Genomic DNA, 19,208 nt, shown 5'->3' on the forward strand with positions numbered 1-19,208 from the left:
CCTCAGCCGTTGGGCCCTACTGTCGCAACGATGGTCACTTGCTTGTTGTCAGGAATTTCCTGATACGCCAACACGTGCAAACCCGGGACCGCCAGGCGTCCGAACCGCGAGAGCATCGCGCGAACGGGGCCGGCTACCAGCAGAATCACCGGTTGACCTTGCATTTCCTGGCGCTGAGCGGCGTCGATCAACGAACGCTGCAGCTTCTCGGCCATGCTTGGCTCCAGCAGAACGCCTTCATCGGCGCCTTGCCCTGCCTTCTGCAGACTATTGAGCAATATTTGTTCCAACCTTGGTTCCAAGGTGATGACAGGCAGCTCAGACTCAGTGCCTACAATGCTTTGCACGATAGCGCGGGACAATCCGACGCGCACCGCGGCAACCAAAGCGGCAGTATCTTGACTCTTGGATGCATTATTGGCGATGGCTTCGGCAATGCTACGAATGTCGCGTACAGGCACCTGTTCGGCGAGCAAGGCTTGCAGCACTTTGAGCAACTGCGACAGCGACAGCACCCCCGGCACCAGCTCTTCAGCCAGCTTCGGCGAGCCCTTGGCCAGCAATTGCATCAGTTGCTGGACCTCTTCGTGGCCCAGCAGTTCGCTGGAGTGCTTGTAGAGAATCTGGTTCAAGTGGGTCGCCACCACTGTGCTGGCGTCCACCACCGTGTAGCCCAGCGATTGCGCCTGGGAACGCTGACTGATTTCGATCCACACCGCGTCCAGGCCGAAGGCCGGGTCTTTGGCGGTGATGCCGTTGAGGGTGCCGAACACTTGGCCGGGGTTGATTGCCAGTTCGCGGTCCGGGTAGATCTCCGCTTCGGCCAGGATCACGCCCATCAGGGTCAGGCGATAGGCGCTGGGCGCCAGGTCGAGGTTGTCGCGGATATGCACCGTGGGCATGAGAAAGCCCAGGTCCTGGGACAGCTTCTTGCGCACGCCCTTGATCCGCGCCAGCAACTGACCACCCTGGTTGCGATCCACCAGCGGGATCAAGCGGTAGCCCACTTCCAGGCCGATCATGTCGATGGGGGTCACGTCGTCCCAGCCCAACTCCTTGGTTTCCTGGGCGCGGGCCGGCGACGGCAGCAGCTCCTGCTGGCGCTGCACCTCTTCCAGGGCCTGGACCTTGACGGTGTTCTGTTTTTTCCAGAACAGGTACGCGGCGCCACCGGCCACCGCTGCCATGCTCAGGAACGAGAAGTGCGGCATGCCCGGCACCAGGCCCATCACCGCCATCAGCCCGGCGGACACCGCCAGGGCCTTGGGCGAAGCGAACATCTGCCGGTTGATCTGCTTGCCCATGTCTTCGGAACCCGAAGCCCGGGTCACCATGATCGCGGCAGCGGTGGACAACAGCAGTGATGGCAATTGCGCCACCAAACCGTCACCGATGGTCAGCAAGGCGTACACCTTGCCCGCATCGCCGAAGGTCATGCCGTGCTGGAAGATACCCACGGCCATGCCGCCGATCAGGTTGATGAACAGAATCAGCAGGCCGGCGATGGCATCGCCGCGCACGAATTTGCTGGCACCGTCCATGGAGCCGTAGAACTCGGCTTCCTGGGCCACTTCCGTGCGGCGCATCTTGGCTTGGTTCTGATCGATCAGGCCGGCGTTGAGGTCGGCGTCGATGGCCATTTGTTTGCCGGGCATGGCGTCGAGGGTGAAGCGGGCGCTGACCTCGGAAATCCGCCCAGCACCCTTGGTCACCACGACGAAGTTGATAATCATCAAAATCGCGAACACCACGATACCGACCACGTAGTTACCGCCGATCACCACCTCACCGAAGGCCTGGATCACCTTGCCCGCAGCGGCGTGGCCGTCCTGGCCGTGGAGCATTACCACCCGTGTGGACGCCACGTTGAGCGCCAGGCGCAGCAGCGTCGCCACCAGCAAAATGGTGGGGAACACGGCGAAATCCAGCGGCCGCAAGGCGTACACGCACACCAGCAGGACCACGATGGACAGGGCGATGTTGAAGGTAAAGAACACGTCCAGCAGGAACGGCGGGATCGGCAACATCATCATTGCCAGCATGACCAACAGCAACAACGGCACGCCCAGATTGCCCCGCGACAGGTCAGTCAGGTTGTTGCGCGCCGAGTTGAGCAAGTTAGAGCGATCCACCGGAAATTCACCGTTCCTTTTAAAGCAATCTTTTGACGCCAGAGGCAGGCGCAGGGCGGCTACTGCAAGAAGCCTTCCAACTTTTGCGCAGGGAGATACGGGCGGGCGTTTTAGGTGGGTTTGAGGGCGTTATCGCGGCCGAGCCCACCCCCATAGGGGCCGACTTGGGCCAGGCTGGCTAGCAATACATCAGGAATCGCGGCGCAAATCCGGCGGTATCGGCAGGTCTTTGAGGGGGTCGGGGCGCTTGCCCTTGCCCGCCCGGTGCTGGCGGATCTGATAGACATAGGCCAGCACCTGGGCCACGGCCAGGTACAGCCCCGCGGGGATTTCCTGCTCAAGCTCGGTGGAGTAGAAAATCGAGCGCGCCAGGGCCGGCGACTCCAGCAGGAGGATGTCGTTGGCCACGGCTATTTCGCGGATCTTCAACGCCGTGAAGTCGCTGCCCTTGGCCAGCAGCATGGGCGCAGCGCCCTTCTCCGGGTCGTACTTGAGGGCCACGGCGTAGTGGGTCGGGTTGGTGATAATTACGTCGGCGTCGGGCACCGAGGCCATCATCCGGCGCTGGGACATTTCGTACTGCACCTGACGAATCCGCTGCTTGACCTCCGGGCGCCCTTCCTGGTCCTTGTGCTCGTCGCGAATCTCCTGCTTGGTCATCAACAGCTTCTTGTGGCTTTCCCACAACTGCACGGGCACGTCCACCGCAACGATCAGCAGCAAGCCGCAAGCCATCCACAGAGCGCTCCAGCCCACCACTTGGGCGCTGTGGATAATCGCTTGGTCCAGCGGTTCGTGGGCGATGCGCACCAGGTCGTCGATATCGGCAGACAACACCGCCAACGCCACGAACAGGATGATGAAGAACTTGGCCAGGGCCTTGAGTAGCTCGATCACGGCCTTGGCCGAGAACATGCGCTTGATCCCCGCCCCCGGGTTCATGCGGCTGAATTTCGGCGCCAGGGTGCCGGCGGCGAACAACCAGCCGCCCAGGGCAATCGGCCCGATGATCGCGGCCAGCAACAAGGTAATCAGCACCGGCTGCAAGGCGAGGATGGCGATTTTGCCGGAGTGCAGCAGGTAGCTGGCCATGGCGCCGGTGTCCATCAGCACTTCCCGGGGCAGGGAGAAATTCAGGCGCATCAGCTCCAGCAGGTCCTGGGCCAGACCGGCGCCGTAGATCAGCAGCGCACTGGCGCCGGCGAGCATGATGGCCAGGGTGTTGAGCTCTTTGGAGCGGGCGATCTCGCCCTTTTCCCGGGAGTCCTTTTTGCGTTTCTCCGTGGGGTCTTCTGTTTTGTCCTGACCGCTTTCACTCTCTGCCATGGCTTAGCGCGCCCGTGCCAGTTCGCGTAAAAACTGCAAGGCCTCGACGGCCAGCGGCTGATACTGATTGAGAATGTCCGCCAGGCCGAACCAGAAAATCACCAGGCCCAGCACCATGGTCAGGGGAAAACCGATGGAGAAGATGTTCAGTTGCGGCGCGGCGCGGGTCATCACGCCGAAAGCGACGTTAACCACCAGCAACGCGGTGATGGCCGGCAGTACCAGCATCAGCGCCGCGCCCAGCACCCAGCCGAGCTTGCCGGCCACTTCCCAGAAACTGTTGACGAGGATGCCACCGCCCACCGGCAGCGTGGTGAAGCTCTCGGTCAGCACCTCGAACACCACCAGGTGGCCGTTCATGGCCAGAAACAGCAGGGTCACCAGCATGGTCAGGAACTGCCCGATCACCGCCACCGACACGCCGTTGGTGGGGTCAACCATGGAGGCGAAGCCCATGCCCATCTGGATCGCGACGATTTGCCCGGCCACCACGAATGCCTGGAAAAACAACTGCAACGAAAAGCCCAGCAAGGCGCCGATGATGACCTGCTCGGCCACCAGCAGCAGCGCGCTGAGATCCAGGGCATTGACCTCGGGCATGGGCGGCAGGCCCGGTACCACGACCACGGTAATGGCCAGGGCAAAATACAGACGGATGCGCGTCGACACCAAGGTGGTGCCGATGATGGGCATGGTCATCAACACGGCGGCGATACGGAACAACGGCAGCATGAAGGTCGCCACCCAGGTGCCGATTTGCGCGTCCGTCAGCGCCAGCAAAGACATGGCCTAGCCAATCAACTGCGGAATACTGCCGTACAACTGCAGGATGTATTCCATAAAGGACTGCACCAGCCAGGGGCCGGCGACGATCAGCGTCACCAGCATCACCAGCAGGCGCGGCAGAAAGCTCAGGGTTTGTTCGTTGATCTGGGTCGCGGCCTGGAACATCGCCACCAACAGGCCCACCAACAGGCTGGGCACCACCAGCACCGCCACCATCATGGTGGTCAGCCACAGCGCTTCGCGAAACAGGTCAACCGCTACTTCAGGCGTCATGACAGGCTACCCGCCAGTAAAAAGCTAAACACCACCGAAACTGCCCGCCAGGGTGCCAATTATCAGCGCCCAGCCATCCACCAGGACGAACAGCATGATCTTGAACGGCAAGGAAATAATCAGCGGCGACAGCATCATCATGCCCATGGCCATCAGCACACTGGCCACCACCAGGTCGATGATGAGAAACGGAATGAAGATCATGAAGCCGATCTGGAACGCGGTTTTCAGCTCCGAGGTGACAAAGGCCGGCACCAGGATAGTCAGCGGCGCCTGATCCGGCGTGGCGATGTCCGTGCGCTTGGACAGGCGCACGAACAGCTCCAGGTCGCTGCTGCGGGTCTGGGCCAGCATGAAATCCTTGAGGGGCACCTGGGCCTTGGCCACGGCGTCCTGGGCGCTGAGTTTTTCCGCCAGATACGGTTGCAGGGCGTCCTGGTTCACCCGGTCGAACACCGGGGCCATGATGAACATGGTCAGAAACAGCGCCATGCCGGTGAGGATCTGGTTCGACGGCGTCTGCTGCAGGCCCAGGGCCTGACGCAGGATGGAAAAGACAATGATGATCCGGGTGAAACTGGTCATCAGCATGACGAACGCCGGGATAAAGCTCAGCGCCGTCATTATCAGCAGGATTTGCAGGCTGACCGAATACTCTTGCTGGCCATCGGCCCCGGTGCCCAGGGTAATCGCCGGGATCGACAGCGGGTCGGCCGCCCACACCAGAGGCGTGGCCAGCATCAGGGCCAGCGCCAGCATCACGCGCAACGCAACCATCACTTCTTATCCTTGCCTAGAATTTCCATCAGCCGCTGGGCGAACTCCGGGGTGGCCGGTTCGCCGCTGGGCACCTGCACCGGCTCCTTGAGCACATGCAGCGCCGTGATGGTGCCCGGGGTCAGGCCCAGCAGGATCTGCTCGTTGCCCACTTGCACCAGCACCAGACGATCGCGCGGGCCCAGGGCGCGGGAACCGATCAACTCGATCACCTGGCCCTTGCCTGCCGGCCCGGCCTGCTGCACCCGGCGCAGCAGCCAGGCGAGGAAGAAAATCAACCCCAGCACCAGCAGCAGGCCCAGCACCAATTGCGTCAATTGCCCGGCCACACCACTGCTGGCCACCGGCTTGGCCACCGCCGCCACAGGCTCGGCCGCCAGCACGCTGAACGGCAGCGCCAGAAGAACGCCCAGGAGCCGTTTCACTTAGCGCAGCTTCTTGATGCGTTCGCTGGGGCTAATCACGTCAGTCAGGCGGATGCCGAACTTTTCGTTGACCACCACCACTTCGCCGTGGGCGATCAGCGTGCCGTTGACCAGCACGTCCAGCGGCTCGCCCGCCAGGCGATCGAGTTCGATCACCGAGCCCTGGTTGAGCTGCAACAGGTTACGGATGTTGATATCGGTGCTGCCCACTTCCATGGAGATCGACACCGGAATATCCAGGATCACATCCAGGTTCGGGCCTTCCAGGCTCACCGGCTCGTGGCTTTTAGGCACGCTGCCGAATTCTTCCATCGGCAAGCGGTTGGAGCTGGGCGCCGTGCCCGCGTCCGCCGCCAGCAAGGCGTCGATATCGTCCTGCCCGGCATCGCCGGATTCGCCCAGTGCCGCAGCCCATTCATCGGCCAGGGCCTGGTCTTCGGCGCTAATCATGTCGTGTTCGTCAGCCATCAGTTGTCCTCGGCGGGCAGTCAATCAATTAACAACGCTAATTCGTATCGGGGCCGCCTAGCGGCGCTCGATGGGTTCAATCACTTGCAGCGCCAGGTTGCCCTTATGGGAACCGAGCTTGACCTTGAACGCCGGTACGCCGTTGGCGCGCATGACCATTTCGTCCGGCAACTCCACCGGGATCACATCCCCCGGCTGCATGTGCAGGATGTCGCGCAGGCGCAACTGGCGACGGGCCACGGTGGCGCTCAGGGGCACGTCCACGTCCAGCACGTCCTCGCGCAGGGCCTTGACCCAGCGCTCGTCCTGGTCGTCCAGGTCGGACTGGAAGCCCGCGTCGAGCATCTCGCGCACCGGCTCGATCATCGAGTACGGCATGGTCACGTGCAGGTCGCCGCCACCGCCATCGAGTTCGATATGGAAGGTCGAAACCACCACCGCCTCGCTGGGGCCGACGATGTTGGCCATGGCCGGGTTCACTTCCGAGTTGATGTACTCGAAGTTGACTTCCATGATCGCCTGCCAGGCCTCCTTCAAGTCGGTGAAGGCCTGTTCCAGCACCATGCGCACCACCCGCAGTTCGGTGGGCGTGAATTCACGGCCCTCGATCTTGGCGTGGCGGCCATCGCCGCCGAAGAAGTTGTCCACCAACTTGAACACCAACTTGGCGTCGAGGATGAACAGCGCGGTGCCGCGCAGCGGCTTGATTTTCACCAGGTTGAGGCTGGTGGGCACGTACAGCGAATGCACGTACTCGCCGAACTTCATCACCTGCACGCCGCCCACCGCCACGTCCGCCGAACGGCGCAGCATGTTGAACATGCTGATGCGGGTATAGCGGGCAAAGCGTTCGTTAATCATCTCCAGGGTCGGCATGCGCCCGCGCACGATGCGATCCTGGCTGGTCAGGTCGTAGCTTTTGACGCTGCCGGGCTCGGCGGCGTTATCGGTCTGTACCAGACCGTCATCGACGCCATGCAGCAGCGCATCGATCTCATCCTGGGACAGCAGGTCTTGCACGGCCATGTCGTGTTCCTACTGCAGTACGAAGTTAGTAAAGAGCAACTGCTCGACCACCACTTTGCCCACTTCTTTCTGCGCCACTTCCTGCACGCTGGCGGTTGCCTTCTGGCGCAGCATTTCCTGGCCGACCGGGGTGGCCAGGGCGTCGAAGCTTTGCGCGGAAAACAGCATGACCAGGTTGTTGCGGATCACCGGCATATGCACTTTCAGGGCATCCAGGTCAGCCTGGTTGCGCGCCAGCAGGGTGATGCTCACCTGCATATAGCGTTGGCGGCCGTTCTGGTTGAAGTTGGCGACAAAGGCCGGGGCCATGGGCTCGTAGATCGCCACCGGCTTAAGGTTGCTCGCCGCCTCGGGCGCCACCTCGGGGGTGCTTTTGGCGCTGTGCATGAAATACCAGGTCGCCCCCACGGACAGGCCGATGGCCAGCAGCACTGCCGCCACAATCACCAGGATCAGCTTGAGCTTGCCTTTCCCGGCGGGTTCTTTCACTGCTTCGCTATTCGCCATGCCAATAATCCGTCGCTTTTCGGGTTTTCACAGTCGCACGGCAAGGCAAGAGCAAGTGTTATGCCAGAGTTGTCAGGGAATTTGAGAACGGCTGTGCAAGCAGGCTCACAGTCAAATCGGCGGCTGATGCCGCGCTATCGCGAGCAGGCTCGCTCCCACAAGGTCCGGCTTGAGTGGGAGCGAGCTCGCTTGCGATGGCGGCCTGCCCGGGGCGGCCCAGGCATCAGGCGTAGTAATCCACCGCGCTGGAGCCGATCACCTGGCTCAGGCCGCTGGCGGGCGCCGCTTCGGCGGCGATGCTCAGGTCATCTTCCACGCCAGCATCACGGCGGGCGCCGCTGGGACTGGTGTGGTTCTGGCCTTGATGGGCCTGTTCCTGGCCGCGGTTCTGGTCCGAGACGTTGACGTCCACCTGGCCCATGCCCTGCTGGGTAAACATCTCCCGCAGGCGGAACATCTGGCCTTCCAAGGCTTCGCGCACGCCAGCGTGGCCGCTCATGAAGCTAACCTGCGTCGGCTGGTCGGTGGCCATATTCACGCGGATATCCAGGCGCCCCAGTTCGGCCGGCTCCAACTGGATGTCGGCAGATTTGAGGTTGACGCTGGACAGGTACATCACCCGATTGACCACTTCCTCGGTCCAGCCACTCTGGTGCATGGCCAGCGGCTGGTTGACCGGCACCGCGTTGGCGGTCTTGGCGGTGGTGGCCTGGGTCAGGTTGGCCAAACGGCTGGCGAAATCGTCGACGCGGGTGTCACTGGCAGCGCCCTTGAGGTCCTTAAGGCCATCATCGAGCAAAGCCGTGAAAGTTTTTTCGCCGCCCTGCCCGGAACTGTCGGTGGCCGCCTGCTGGTCGAGCATCGAGGCCATGCCGTTGGCGAAGTTCTGCGCCGGGGTCAGTGGCGCCTGTTCAGGCGCCGCCTTGGCCGGGCCTTGGCTGGAAGCCGAGACATGGCCGCTTTGCTCCATGGCCAGGCGCACAACGGGCAAGGCATCCAACGGGTCGGCTTCGGGGTCGAATTCAGTCTCGGCAACGGTGGACTGGGCCGCCACGGCCGCCGCCAACGGCGCCTCGATCCGCGCCTGCGCCTCAGTGGCCGCAGCGCTGGCCGAGGGCGCCGGCACAGGCGCCGGGGCAACCGGCAGCACCGCTTGCATCAAGGCCGGATCAAGCGCGGGGTCAAGTGCCGGGTCGGCGGGCGGGGCCACCACCACAGGTGCCTGTTCGGCGCTGTCGGCATCGGCATCGGTGTTGTCTGGGGCTACCGGCTCGACAGGCAAGGTATTGCCGCTATCGGCAACCGTCGGTTCAGGGGTGGCCGCCTTATCGGCGCCAGCGTCCTGCTTGGATGGCTTGTCGTGCTTGTTGGCCACGGCTTCGCGCCCACCCTTGTGTGCCCCTTCACTCACCGGCGCCGGGGTGTTCACAGCCTCCTTGGCGTACACGCTGGAGAAGCTCGACCCGCTGTCCTCGGGCTTTGCCGCCGCCGTCAGGGAATTGGCGCTGGCCGACTGAGCCTTGGCTGCCGGGGCGCTCTGCAAAAGGGAATTGGGGGTCAGGGGCATAACAGGTTCTCCACTGCACTGGGCTCGTAGGTACAGGTGGAGAACTGCATTGCAAGGCGCGGGCCAGGTTGCCCGGTTCGCGCTGTTTTTGTCCGCAGCGGTGCTGTTCAACCGCGAAACGCATCGGCCTCTTGCCGATACAACTGGCTCACGATGGCAAATTCGCGGTCGATCTGCGCCACCAGTGCGTCGACGTCCTGCGGCGCCAGGTCGGCCGCGCTCTGTTCCAGGCGATGGCACAGGGCCGCCAGGTGCACCGCGCCCATATTGCTGCTACTGCCCTTGAAGCTGTGGGCGGTGGCGACCAGTTGCCGGCGGTCACTGGCTTTGTGCAGTTGCTGCAAACGCTGGTGCGAGTCGCTGATGAAGGTCTCGAGCAGCGCACCGAACTCCCCTTCCATCACCTCCTGCAGCGCACTCAATACGTCGCGGTCCAGATGAATCTCAGCCACTTGTTCGCTCCCTGCTCAAGAATGGGCGGATTATGCCTGAGCCGCCCAGGAAAACTCCACGCGGGCACAGCGCCCGTTGTCCGACCAACTGGCGTTGCGGCTCAGTTGGCGTATCAGATTCACACCGCGCCCGGACAAGCGCCCCACCTCCGTCGGCGCGGCCATGACGTGCCCCACATCAAACCCCAGGCCACTGTCCTCGACCCGGATCACCAGGCTGCCGCCCTCCTCTTGCGGCGCCACCTGCAGATGCACGCGCACATAGCCTTCGACCAAGGCGCCGAGGCGCTCCGCGCGCGCTTGGTAATAGCTGGCAAACCCCCGGGCATCGCGCTTGATGGCTGAGTCCAGGCCCAGCACGCCGTGTTCTAGGGCGTTGGAGTAAAGCTCGGCCAGCACGCTGTAGAGTGCCGCGCTCTGGGCCCGCAGGCCGTGCACCTCCAACAGCAGTTGCAGCAAGTAGGGCAAGGGGTTGAAGCGTTTGAGGGTGGCGGCGCGGAATTCAAAACTCACCGACCAGTCCAGCGGGCACAGCTGGCCGCTGTCGGAGTAAACCATGGTCGGCGCGACCCACTCCTGAGCCTGGCCCTGGGTGACCTCGACCATGCTCACGTCATCCCGGGCGCGGCCGCCGAAGCGTTGCAGCGCCACTTCGATTTCCTCGAACAGGTGCTCGGGCTGGCGGTTGGCGGCGAATACCTGCTGCAAACGCTCGGCGCCGAACAGTTGCTCGTGGGCGTCGCAGGTGTCGATCACCCCGTCCGAGAGCAGGAACACCCGATCCCCCGGCGCCATCGGCCAAACGTGGGTGCGGTCATCGAACGCCTCGGCGCCCAGTACCCCCAGAGGCAGGTGCTCGGACAGCAGCGGCGTGCGCACCCCGGTTACCGCGCAATGCAGGTAGCCATCGGGCATGCCGCCGTTCCACACCTCCACCGAGCAGCGCTGGGCGCTGAGGCACAACAGCGTGGCGCAGCAGAACATGTCCACCGGCAGGATGCGTTTGAGCTTGGCGTTCATCTCCCGCAGCGTCTCGGCCAGGCCATAGCCCTTGGCCGTCATGCCATAGAACACCTCCGCCAACGGCATGGCGCCCACGGCGGCGGGCAAGCCATGGCCAGTGAAATCCCCCAGCAACACGTGCATGTCCCCGGCGGGTGTGAAGGCGGCGAGCAGCAAATCGCCATTGAACAAGGCATAGGGCGATTGCAGGTAGCGGATATTGGCAGCGCTCAGGCAGCCTGAATGGGCGACTTTGTCGAACACAGCCTTGGCCACCCGCTGCTCGTTGAGCAGGTAGTCGTGGTGGCTGGCGATCTGGTCGCGCTGTTGCAGCACCGTGGCCTGCAGGCGACGCAAGCGGTCCATGGCCTTGATCTTGGCGGCGAGGATCACCGGGTTGTAGGGCTTGGCCAGGAAGTCATCGCCGCCCGCCTCCAGGCACCGCGCCAAGGCGTGGCTCTCGCTCAGGGAGGTGAGGAAGATGATCGGCACCAGTGCCTCGCCGGCCAGCGCCTTGATCTGACGCGCAGCCTCGAAGCCGTCCATCACCGGCATCATCGCGTCCATCAACACCAGGTGCGGGCGCTGCTGGCTAAACAGCGCCACCGCCTCGGCGCCATCGCGGGCGGCGAGCACGGCGTGGCCCTGGCGGCGCACGATGTTCGACAGGAGCATGCGGTCGGCGGCGCTGTCTTCGGCAATCAGGATCGTCAGGCCTTCGCTCGTCGGTGCAAGGCCGCTCAACTGATGTCGAACAGCTTGTCGAAATTGGAAATCGCCAGGATCTTGCGCACGTCCGAGCTGCTGTTGATAACCCGCACGTCGGCATCGTCGCCGCCGGCGTGGTCGCGCAGCAAGAGCAGCATGCCCAAGGCAGAGCTGTCGAGGTAGGTGGCTTCTTTCAAGTCCACCACAAAAGACTCAGGTATTCGGTTGAGCCGTTCATAGGCCTCGCGAAATTCCTGGTGCCTGCCGAAATCGAACCGTCCTTTGATCGATATCGTCAGTTTTTGCCCATCCGGGGAAACTTCAGTAACAACCGACATGATGAATACGTCCTTGTCATTGGCAACCTGTACAAGGTGTAGCAGCCTGTAGAGATACGGGCAACCGCAGACACTGGCCAATGGCCAAATAAATCCTCAATAGACGTCGTGGCGCGGCAGGCGCTGGGACAGTTCATCCAGCAGTTTTTGCTCGCGCTTGTCTTCCAGCGCCCGCGCCTCGTCAACGTAGCGCTGCACCAGTTTGCGCAGGCCCTCGACCCGGGCGTAGGCCTGCTGCCAGGCTTCGCGGGCCTTGTTGAGATTGTTTTCGTGCCAGGCCAGGCTCTGGCGCTGCTGGCCGACGGCGGTTTCCAGTTGGTTGAGAAAGTGCTGGTAATTCATCAGCCATTGCCCGGACACCCCGTGGCTGCCGCGCTCGATCCACTGCTGCTGGTATTCGGCGCGAAAGCGTTCCAGGTCGCCGAGCTTGCTTTGCGCCAATTGCACCTGGCCCTGGAAATGTCCCAGGCGCTGGGCAGCACTGCGCTCGGCGCTTTCGGCCATATCGACCACGGGGGCCAGGCGCGTTGCACGGCTTTGGGCCATGGCCGGTTAGCCGCCGGGGGCCGGGGCGAACACCGACGCCAGGTGGCTTTGGCTCTCGGCCAGGCTGATGTTGTCGTTCAACCCTTGGCGCAGGTAGGTGACCATCGCCGGTTGCAGGGCGATGGCCATGTCGGTTTCCCGGTCGCCACCGGCCACATAGGCGCCCACGCTAATCAGGTCGCGGCTCTGCTGGAAGCGCGACCACAACTGCTTGAACTGCTGGGCGCGCTTCATGTGTTCGGGGGTGACCACCGAGGGCATGACCCGGCTGATGGACGCTTCGATATCGATGGCCGGGTAATGGCCCTCTTCGGCCAGGCGCCGGGACAGCACGATGTGGCCGTCGAGCACACCCCGCGCCGAGTCCGCGATGGGGTCTTGCTGGTCATCGCCCTCGGACAGCACGGTGTAGAACGCGGTGATCGAGCCGCCACCGGCCTCGGCGTTACCGGCACGCTCCACCAGTTTCGGCAGTTTGGCGAACACCGAGGGCGGGTAGCCCTTGGTTGCGGGCGGCTCGCCAATGGCCAGGGCGATTTCCCGCTGGGCCTGGGCGAAACGGGTGAGCGAGTCCATCAGCAACAGGACGTTCTTGCCCTTGTCGCGAAAATATTCGGCGATGCGCGTGCAGTACATGGCTGCGCGCAAGCGCATCAGCGGCGCATCGTCGGCGGGCGAGGCCACCACCACCGAACGCTTGAGGCCTTCTTCACCGAGGATGTGCTCGATGAACTCCTTGACCTCCCGGCCCCGCTCGCCGATCAGGCCAACGACGATAATGTCGGCCTCGGTGAAGCGGGTCATCATGCCCAGCAGCACACTCTTGCCCACGCCCGTACCGGCGAACAGGCCCAGGCGCTGGCCACGGCCCACCGTCAATAAACCGTTGATGCAGCGAATGCCCACGTCCAGCGGCTGGCTGATGGGGTTGCGCTTGAGGGGGTTGATGGCGGGCCCGTCCATGGGCACCCAGTCTTCGGCCTTCATCCCGCCCTTGCCGTCCAGCGCACGGCCGGCGCCGTCGAGTACCCGGCCGAGCATGCTCATGCCCATGGGCAGGCGCCCGGTGTCGGCCAGAGGCACCACCCGCGCGCCCGGCGCGATGCCGGCGACGCTGCCCACCGGCATCAGGAACACCTTGCTGCCGGAGAAGCCCATGACTTCCGCCTCGACCTGCACCGGGTGATAGCTGTCGTCGTTAATGACCACGCAGCGGCTGCCCATGGCGGCGCGCAGGCCTTCGGCTTCCAGGGTCAGGCCGACCATGCGCAGCAGGCGCCCCTCGAGGATCGGCTGCCCCGCCAGTTCAATGGCCGGGGCATAGCTGCCCAGGCGCTTGGCGAAACTGGTGCGATCAAGGCGCATCGTCGGCGTCCGGGCCAATCTCGGCGGTGTCTTCGGTCTGGGCTTGGGTTTCGGCCGGGGCCTGAGGCTTGGCCGCCCGCGCCTCGCGCTCCACGGCCGCCAGGTCGAGGCTGATATCGGCCGCGGCCGGGTGCAGGACCTGTTCGTGCAATTGGTCGAAGAGCTTGTCCAGCGCCTGCTTGAGGCGGGTTTCTACCGTGGCGTCGATGCGGCTGTGGGCGGTTTCCACCCGCAGGCCGCCGGGCAGCAGGCTGGCGTCTTCGACGATGCGCCACTGCTCTTCATGGCGCTCGCGCAGGGCTTTGACCTGGTCGAAATCCTGCGGGTTGATGAACAGCCGCACGTTCTGCGCATCCAGGGGCAACAGCTTGAGGGCTTCGCGGATGACCATTTCGACGTGGCTCGAATCCAGGCTCAATTCGCGCTGGATCACCTGGCGGCTGATGTGCTCCACCAGGTTGACCATGGCTTTTTCGATCTGGGTGTCCTGCTCGGCAATCGGCGCGAACAGGCTGGCCATCAGCCGCTCCAGGCTCGACAGCTTGGCGTTGAGGGCCTGTTCGGCCTCCTGGCGCACTTTGAGCGTGGTGCTGTGGAAACCTTCCTTCTCCCCCGTGGCGAAGCCTTCGTTGTAGGCCTCCTGGCGGATGCTTTCGAGTTCTTCGAGGGTAATGGGCTGGACTTCCTCCAGCGGCACTTCCTCCATTTCCACCGGCACTTCTTCAGGCTCGGGCTCAGGTTCCGGCTCGGGCTTGTGCGGGTCGAAGCTGGGCAGCGCCCAGACGTCAAGGCCACTGACGTCACGGGCACGGATCAGGTCGGAGTGCTCATCATTGCTGGACATTGATCGAGCCTTAGATCATTTCTTCGCCGCCCTTCCCGCCGAGAACGATTTCTCCGGCTTCGGCCATACGGCGGGCAATGGTGAGGATTTCTTTCTGCGCCGTTTCCACGTCGCTGACGCGCACCGGGCCCTTGGCCTCGAGGTCGTCGCGCAGCAGCTCGGAAGCACGTTTGGACATGTTCTTGAAGATCTTTTCCTTGACGCCTTCGTCCGAGCCCTTGAGGGCCAGCACCAGCACATCGGAGGAGACTTCGCGCAACAGGGCCTGGATGCCACGGTCGTCGACATCGGACAGGTTGTTGAACACAAACATGAGGTCTTCGATCTGGCCGGAGAGGTCTTCGTCGACTTCGCGGATCGAGTCCATGAGCTGGCCTTCGATGGAGCTGTCGAGGAAGTTCATGATGTCGGCCGCACGCTTGATGCCGCCCAGGGTGGTGCGCGAGGCGTTGGAGTTGCCCGAGAACTGCTTCTCGAGAATCTGGTTGAGCTCTTTGAGCGCCGCCGGTTGTACGGTGTTCAGCGACGATACCCGCAAGATGATGTCCAAACGCACCTTATGGTCGAAGTGGCCGAGCACTTCGCCGGCCTGGTCCGGGTCCAGGTAGGCAACCACGATGGCCTGGATCTGCGGGTGCTCGTAGCGGATCACGTCCGCCACGGCGCGCGGCTCCATCCACTTGAGGCTGTCCAGGCCGCTGGTGTTGCCACCCAGCAGGATGCGGTCGATCAGGCCGTTGGCCTTGTCCTCGCCCAGGGCCTGGGTGAGCATCTTGCGGATGTAGCCGTCAGAACCCACGCCCAGGCTGGTCTGATCGCCGACGATATCGACGAATTCGCTCATCACCTGCTCGACTTGCTCGCGGTGCACGTTGCCCATCTGGGCCATGGCCACGCCGACCCGTTGCACTTCCTTGGGGCCCATGTGGCGCAGCACTTGTGCGGCGTCGGTTTCACCCAAAGACAGCAGCAGGATCGCAGCCTTGTCCACACGGGTGAGCTTGGCGATGGCGGCTCGGTTATCACTCATCTGCGTTAATCCACTCTTTCACGACCTGGGCCACGCGGCCCGGGTCTTCAGCCACCAGGCTCTTGATTGCGTTCAATTGGGCGTCATAGCCCTCGCTCGGGCTCGGCAACAGGATGCTGGTCGGGCCGCCGAGGCTGACGCGGTCGTTGGCCAGTTCGCCATCGAGGCCGCCCATGCCGCCCAGTTCCATGTCGCTGCCCAGGCCGGCCAACTGGCGGTTCTTGCCGTGGCCGGTGATGTTGTTGAGCACGGGCCGCAGCACGCCGAACACCAGCACCAGGATGAACAGCACACCCAGCACCTGCTTGACCACGTCCCAGAACCAGGGCTGGGAGTAGAACGGAATTTCGGCGATCACTTCGCCACGTTCGACGGAGAACGGCATGTTGATGACGCTCACGCTGTCGCCACGGCTGGCATCGAAGCCCACGGCGTCCTGCACCAGGCGCGTGAAGCGGCCCAGTTCATCGGCGCTCCACGGTGCGCGGGTGGTTTCGCCATTGGCCGGGTTGATCTTGACCTGGTCGTCCACCACCACCGACACCGACAGGCGGTTGAGGCGCCCTTGCTGCTGCTTGGTGTGGCTGATGGAGCGGTCGAGTTCGAAGTTCTTGGTCGATTGCTGGCGCTTGTCCGCCGGGTACGGGGCGAGCATCGGCTGGCCGGTGGCCGGGTCCATGATCTGCTGGCCGTTGGCATCCAGCAGCGGCTGGCCGGGTTGCACCATGCCGGCCGCGGCGGTTGCACCGCCGGTGGTCTGCGGCGCCGAGGCCGGGGCTGGCGGCTGGTTGCTCAGCGCGCCGGGCACCCCTTGCGGGCCATTGCTGGCGGTGCGCTGTTCGTTGACCGACTGCTCGCTGCGCAGCGCAGGCTGGTCCGGGTTGAACTGTTCGGAGGTGGACTCCACCGCGCTGAAATCGACGTCAGCCGAGACTTCAGCCTTGTAGCGGTCGTTGCCCAGCACCGGTTGCAGGATGTTGTGCACGCGCTGGGTGAGCATGCCTTCCATGCGGCGGCTGTAGTCGAATTGCTTGCCGGCCATGGTCAGTTCGGAGTTTTCCGCCTGATCGGAGAGCAGGTTGCCTTTCTGGTCGACCACAGTGATCTGGGATTTGCTCAGCTCGGGAACACTGGTGGCCACCAGGTTGACGATGGCCAGCACCTGGCCCGGCTCCAGGGAGCGGCCCGAATACAGCTCTACCAGCACCGAAGCGCTGGGCTTGCGTTCGTCGCGCACGAACACCGAGCTTTTCGGGATCGCCAGGTGCACACGGGCGCCCTTGACGTTGTTGAGGCTGGAGATGGTGCGCGCCAGTTCGCCTTCCAGGCCGCGACGGTAACGGGTCGCCTCCATGAACTGGCTGGTGCCCAGGCCTTGGTCCTTGTCGAGGATCTCGAAACCGATATTGCCGTCGCCATTGGTCACCCCCGCTGCCGCCAGCTTGAGGCGCGCGCGCGGCAGGTCATCGGCCTTGACCAGCAGCGCCCCGGAGTTGGGCTCCACGGTGTAGGCGATGTCGGCGGTGGCCAGGGTGTCCATGACCTGCTTGGCATCCATCCCCGCCAGGCTGCCGTACAGCGGCCGATAGTCCGGCTGCTGCGACCACAGCACCACGGCAAAGCCAATCGCCACGCTCGCGGCCAGGCCGACCATGAGGCCGACCTGACGCAACATGGTCATCTCGGAGAGGTTTTCCAGGAAGGACAAACCAAACAGCGGCGGCTTGCCCTCGGGCGGGGCTACCTTGGCCGGAACGTTATCGGCGACTGCATCAGCCATGACTCAATATCTTCCTTAGACCGGCATCTGCGAGATGTCTTGGTACGCCTGGACCAGTTTGTTGCGCACCTGGGTCAGTGCCTGGAACGAAACCCCGGCCTTTTCCTTGGCGATCATCACGTCGGTCAGGTCAACGCCGCTCTTGCCGATTTCGAAGGCGGTGGACAACTGGCTCGACGCCTGCTGGGTATCGTTGACCTTGTTGATGGCCGAACCGAGCATTTCGGAAAAGCTGTTGCCGGCCATTTGCGGCACGGCGGCGACGGTTTTCGATTGCGACATGGCGTCCATTTGCATGGCCCGCATATCCAGCATCAACCGATTGAATTCAATACCTTGGCTCATGGTCCACTCTCTCCGACAACACGCAATTTTTTGACACTCTCACAGCAGCTAAGGTGGTGTTAGCAACAAGGGTGCCAGCTACGGGGCAGCAAAAAACAAAAGCCGACTTGACCGATGTCAATGAGCCATCATGTGGCGAACAAATAAGCCTCGACATCCATGCCGGCATCGCGCATTTGCGCCAGTTTGTAGCGCAAGGTGCGCGGGCTGATGCCCAGGCGCTCAGCCGCTTCCTTGCGCCGCCCGCGCTCGGCGCGCAGGGTGTCGATAATCATCTGGAACTCACGGCGGCGCAGGTCATCGCCCAGGGCGGTGCTGGGTTCGGCGCAATCGGGCGGTACTGTCGGCGCACCCAAGGCTGGCAATGGTGCACAGGCCACCGGCCCGGCCAGGCAGAAGTCCTGGGGCTGGATCAAGCCGCCCTGTTGCAAAATCAGCGCTCGCTGAATGGCGTTATCCAACTCGCGCACGTTGCCTGGCCATGGGTAGGCCATCAGGCAAGCCTGGGCCTGAGGCGACAATCGGGCGGCAGCGTGCTTCATTTTATTGACGTGTTTGGCCAGCAAACGCTCGGCCAGCGGCAGAATATCGGCGGTGCGCTCGCGCAACGGGCGCCAGGCCAGGGGAAACACCGAGAGGCGGTAGTAGAGGTCTTCACGAAAGCGCCCCGCCGCCACTTCACCGGCCAAGTCACGGTTGGTGGTGGCCACCACACGGATATCGAGGCTGATGGGCTTGCGGGCGCCGACCCGCTCCACCTCACGCTCCTGCAACACCCGCAGCAGCTTGGCTTGCAGGCCCAGGGGCATCTCGGAAATCTCGTCGAGCAAAAGGGTGCCGCCATCGGCCTGCTCGAACTTGCCGGCCTGGGCGGCGATGGCGCCCGTGAACGAGCCCTTCTCGTGGCCGAACAGGGTGGCCTCCAGCATGTTGTCGGGGATCGCCGCGCAGTTAATGGCAATGAACGGCTGGGTGGCACGGTGGGAATGCTGGTGGATATAGCGCGCCAAAACTTCTTTGCCGGTGCCGGACTCGCCGGAAATCAGCACCGTGGAATCACTTTTCGCCACCCGGGCGGCCAGTTCCAGCAACTGCGCGCTGGCCGGCTCGAAGGCCACCGGGCCTTCGCCGTCGCTGGCGCCCAGGTTGCCGAGGGCATGGCGCGCCACCAGGTCCAGCAGGGCCTTGGGCTCGAACGGCTTGACCAGGTAATCCGCCGCGCCTTGGCGCATGGCGTCTACCGCCCGCTCTACGGCGCCGTGGGCGGTCATCAGCAACACCGGCAACTGGGGCTGGCGGGCGCGCAAAAGGGCGAGCAACTGATGGCCATCCATGCCTGGCATGTTGACGTCGCTGACCACCAGGTTGAATGCCTCGCCCGCCACCGCCTGCAACGCCTCTTCGGCCGAGCCCACAGCCTGGTAGTCATGCCCGGCGAGCAGCAGCGTATCGGCCAGGGCCTCGCGCAACGCACGGTCGTCTTCCACCAGTAACACCTTGATTGCCATGAC

20 protein-coding genes are annotated in these 19,208 nt (G+C 63.6%); all 20 read right to left on the reverse strand.

The window, feature by feature from the left end; all coding sequences use genetic code 11:
• Positions 1–2 precede the first annotated feature (2 nt).
• Positions 3–2,132, reverse strand: a complete 2,130-nt coding sequence (gene flhA, locus AC19YT_RS16145) for a flagellar biosynthesis protein FlhA (RefSeq protein ID WP_500610610.1) — start codon at positions 2,130–2,132, stop codon at positions 3–5.
• A gap of 189 nt (positions 2,133–2,321) precedes the next feature.
• The gene (gene flhB / locus AC19YT_RS16150; protein ID WP_095110677.1) at positions 2,322–3,458 is read right to left on the reverse strand and encodes a flagellar biosynthesis protein FlhB; all 1,137 of its coding nucleotides are present in this window, start codon (positions 3,456–3,458) and stop codon (positions 2,322–2,324) included.
• 3 nt (positions 3,459–3,461) lie between these two features.
• The gene (gene fliR, locus AC19YT_RS16155; protein ID WP_095110678.1) at positions 3,462–4,244 is read right to left on the reverse strand and encodes a flagellar biosynthetic protein FliR; all 783 of its coding nucleotides are present in this window, start codon (positions 4,242–4,244) and stop codon (positions 3,462–3,464) included.
• Between the two features lie 3 nt (positions 4,245–4,247).
• Complete coding sequence (fliQ, locus tag AC19YT_RS16160; RefSeq protein WP_095110679.1) at positions 4,248–4,517, reverse strand: flagellar biosynthesis protein FliQ; 270 nt, start codon at positions 4,515–4,517, stop codon at positions 4,248–4,250.
• A gap of 24 nt (positions 4,518–4,541) precedes the next feature.
• Positions 4,542–5,294 carry a flagellar type III secretion system pore protein FliP gene (gene fliP / locus AC19YT_RS16165; RefSeq protein ID WP_095110680.1) on the reverse strand — a complete coding sequence of 251 codons (753 nt, stop codon included), beginning with the start codon at positions 5,292–5,294 and terminating at the stop codon, positions 4,542–4,544.
• Positions 5,294–5,719, reverse strand: a complete 426-nt coding sequence (gene fliO, locus AC19YT_RS16170) for a flagellar biosynthetic protein FliO (protein ID WP_500610611.1) — start codon at positions 5,717–5,719, stop codon at positions 5,294–5,296. Before fliO ends, fliP begins: the two co-directional genes overlap by 1 nt.
• Positions 5,720–6,187 carry a flagellar motor switch protein FliN gene (fliN, locus tag AC19YT_RS16175; RefSeq protein ID WP_095110682.1) on the reverse strand — a complete coding sequence of 156 codons (468 nt, stop codon included), beginning with the start codon at positions 6,185–6,187 and terminating at the stop codon, positions 5,720–5,722.
• A gap of 57 nt (positions 6,188–6,244) precedes the next feature.
• A complete protein-coding gene (gene fliM, locus AC19YT_RS16180) occupies positions 6,245–7,213 on the reverse strand; it encodes a flagellar motor switch protein FliM (RefSeq protein WP_095110683.1) in 969 nt (322 codons plus the stop codon).
• A 9-nt stretch (positions 7,214–7,222) separates the two neighbouring features.
• The gene (gene fliL, locus AC19YT_RS16185; protein ID WP_095110684.1) at positions 7,223–7,720 is read right to left on the reverse strand and encodes a flagellar basal body-associated protein FliL; all 498 of its coding nucleotides are present in this window, start codon (positions 7,718–7,720) and stop codon (positions 7,223–7,225) included.
• Positions 7,721–7,943: 223 nt separating this feature from the next.
• Entirely contained in the window at positions 7,944–9,287 is a 1,344-nt protein-coding gene (locus AC19YT_RS16190) for a flagellar hook-length control protein FliK (protein ID WP_500610612.1), read from the reverse strand.
• Between the two features lie 107 nt (positions 9,288–9,394).
• On the reverse strand, positions 9,395–9,739 hold the full coding sequence (locus tag AC19YT_RS16195) for an Hpt domain-containing protein (protein WP_500598357.1): 345 nt from the start codon (positions 9,737–9,739) through the stop codon (positions 9,395–9,397).
• 30 nt (positions 9,740–9,769) lie between these two features.
• Positions 9,770–11,485 (reverse strand): fused response regulator/phosphatase, encoded by a 1,716-nt coding sequence (locus AC19YT_RS16200; protein WP_095110687.1) that lies wholly within the window; start codon positions 11,483–11,485, stop codon positions 9,770–9,772.
• The gene (locus AC19YT_RS16205) at positions 11,482–11,787 is read right to left on the reverse strand and encodes an STAS domain-containing protein (RefSeq protein ID WP_095110688.1); all 306 of its coding nucleotides are present in this window, start codon (positions 11,785–11,787) and stop codon (positions 11,482–11,484) included. Before AC19YT_RS16205 ends, AC19YT_RS16200 begins: the two co-directional genes overlap by 4 nt.
• Before the next feature lie 96 nt (positions 11,788–11,883).
• Positions 11,884–12,333 (reverse strand): flagellar export protein FliJ, encoded by a 450-nt coding sequence (gene fliJ / locus AC19YT_RS16210; protein ID WP_095110689.1) that lies wholly within the window; start codon positions 12,331–12,333, stop codon positions 11,884–11,886.
• Positions 12,334–12,339: 6 nt separating this feature from the next.
• The gene (fliI, locus tag AC19YT_RS16215) at positions 12,340–13,698 is read right to left on the reverse strand and encodes a flagellar protein export ATPase FliI (RefSeq protein ID WP_095110690.1); all 1,359 of its coding nucleotides are present in this window, start codon (positions 13,696–13,698) and stop codon (positions 12,340–12,342) included.
• Positions 13,688–14,542: a flagellar assembly protein FliH gene (fliH, locus tag AC19YT_RS16220; RefSeq protein WP_500610613.1), complete on the reverse strand. Its 855-nt coding sequence runs from the start codon at positions 14,540–14,542 to the stop codon at positions 13,688–13,690. The genes fliI and fliH overlap by 11 nt, the downstream gene beginning before the upstream one ends.
• 10 nt (positions 14,543–14,552) lie before the next feature.
• Positions 14,553–15,572: a flagellar motor switch protein FliG gene (gene fliG / locus AC19YT_RS16225; RefSeq protein WP_095110692.1), complete on the reverse strand. Its 1,020-nt coding sequence runs from the start codon at positions 15,570–15,572 to the stop codon at positions 14,553–14,555.
• The gene (fliF, locus tag AC19YT_RS16230) at positions 15,565–17,352 is read right to left on the reverse strand and encodes a flagellar basal-body MS-ring/collar protein FliF (RefSeq protein ID WP_095110693.1); all 1,788 of its coding nucleotides are present in this window, start codon (positions 17,350–17,352) and stop codon (positions 15,565–15,567) included. Before fliF ends, fliG begins: the two co-directional genes overlap by 8 nt.
• A gap of 15 nt (positions 17,353–17,367) precedes the next feature.
• On the reverse strand, positions 17,368–17,697 hold the full coding sequence (fliE, locus tag AC19YT_RS16235; RefSeq protein ID WP_095110694.1) for a flagellar hook-basal body complex protein FliE: 330 nt from the start codon (positions 17,695–17,697) through the stop codon (positions 17,368–17,370).
• Positions 17,698–17,825: 128 nt separating this feature from the next.
• Complete coding sequence (locus tag AC19YT_RS16240) at positions 17,826–19,205, reverse strand: sigma-54-dependent transcriptional regulator (RefSeq protein WP_095110695.1); 1,380 nt, start codon at positions 19,203–19,205, stop codon at positions 17,826–17,828.
• Between the last annotated feature and the right edge of the window lie 3 nt (positions 19,206–19,208).

This window comes from Pseudomonas sp. MF08875 (assembly GCF_059862525.1).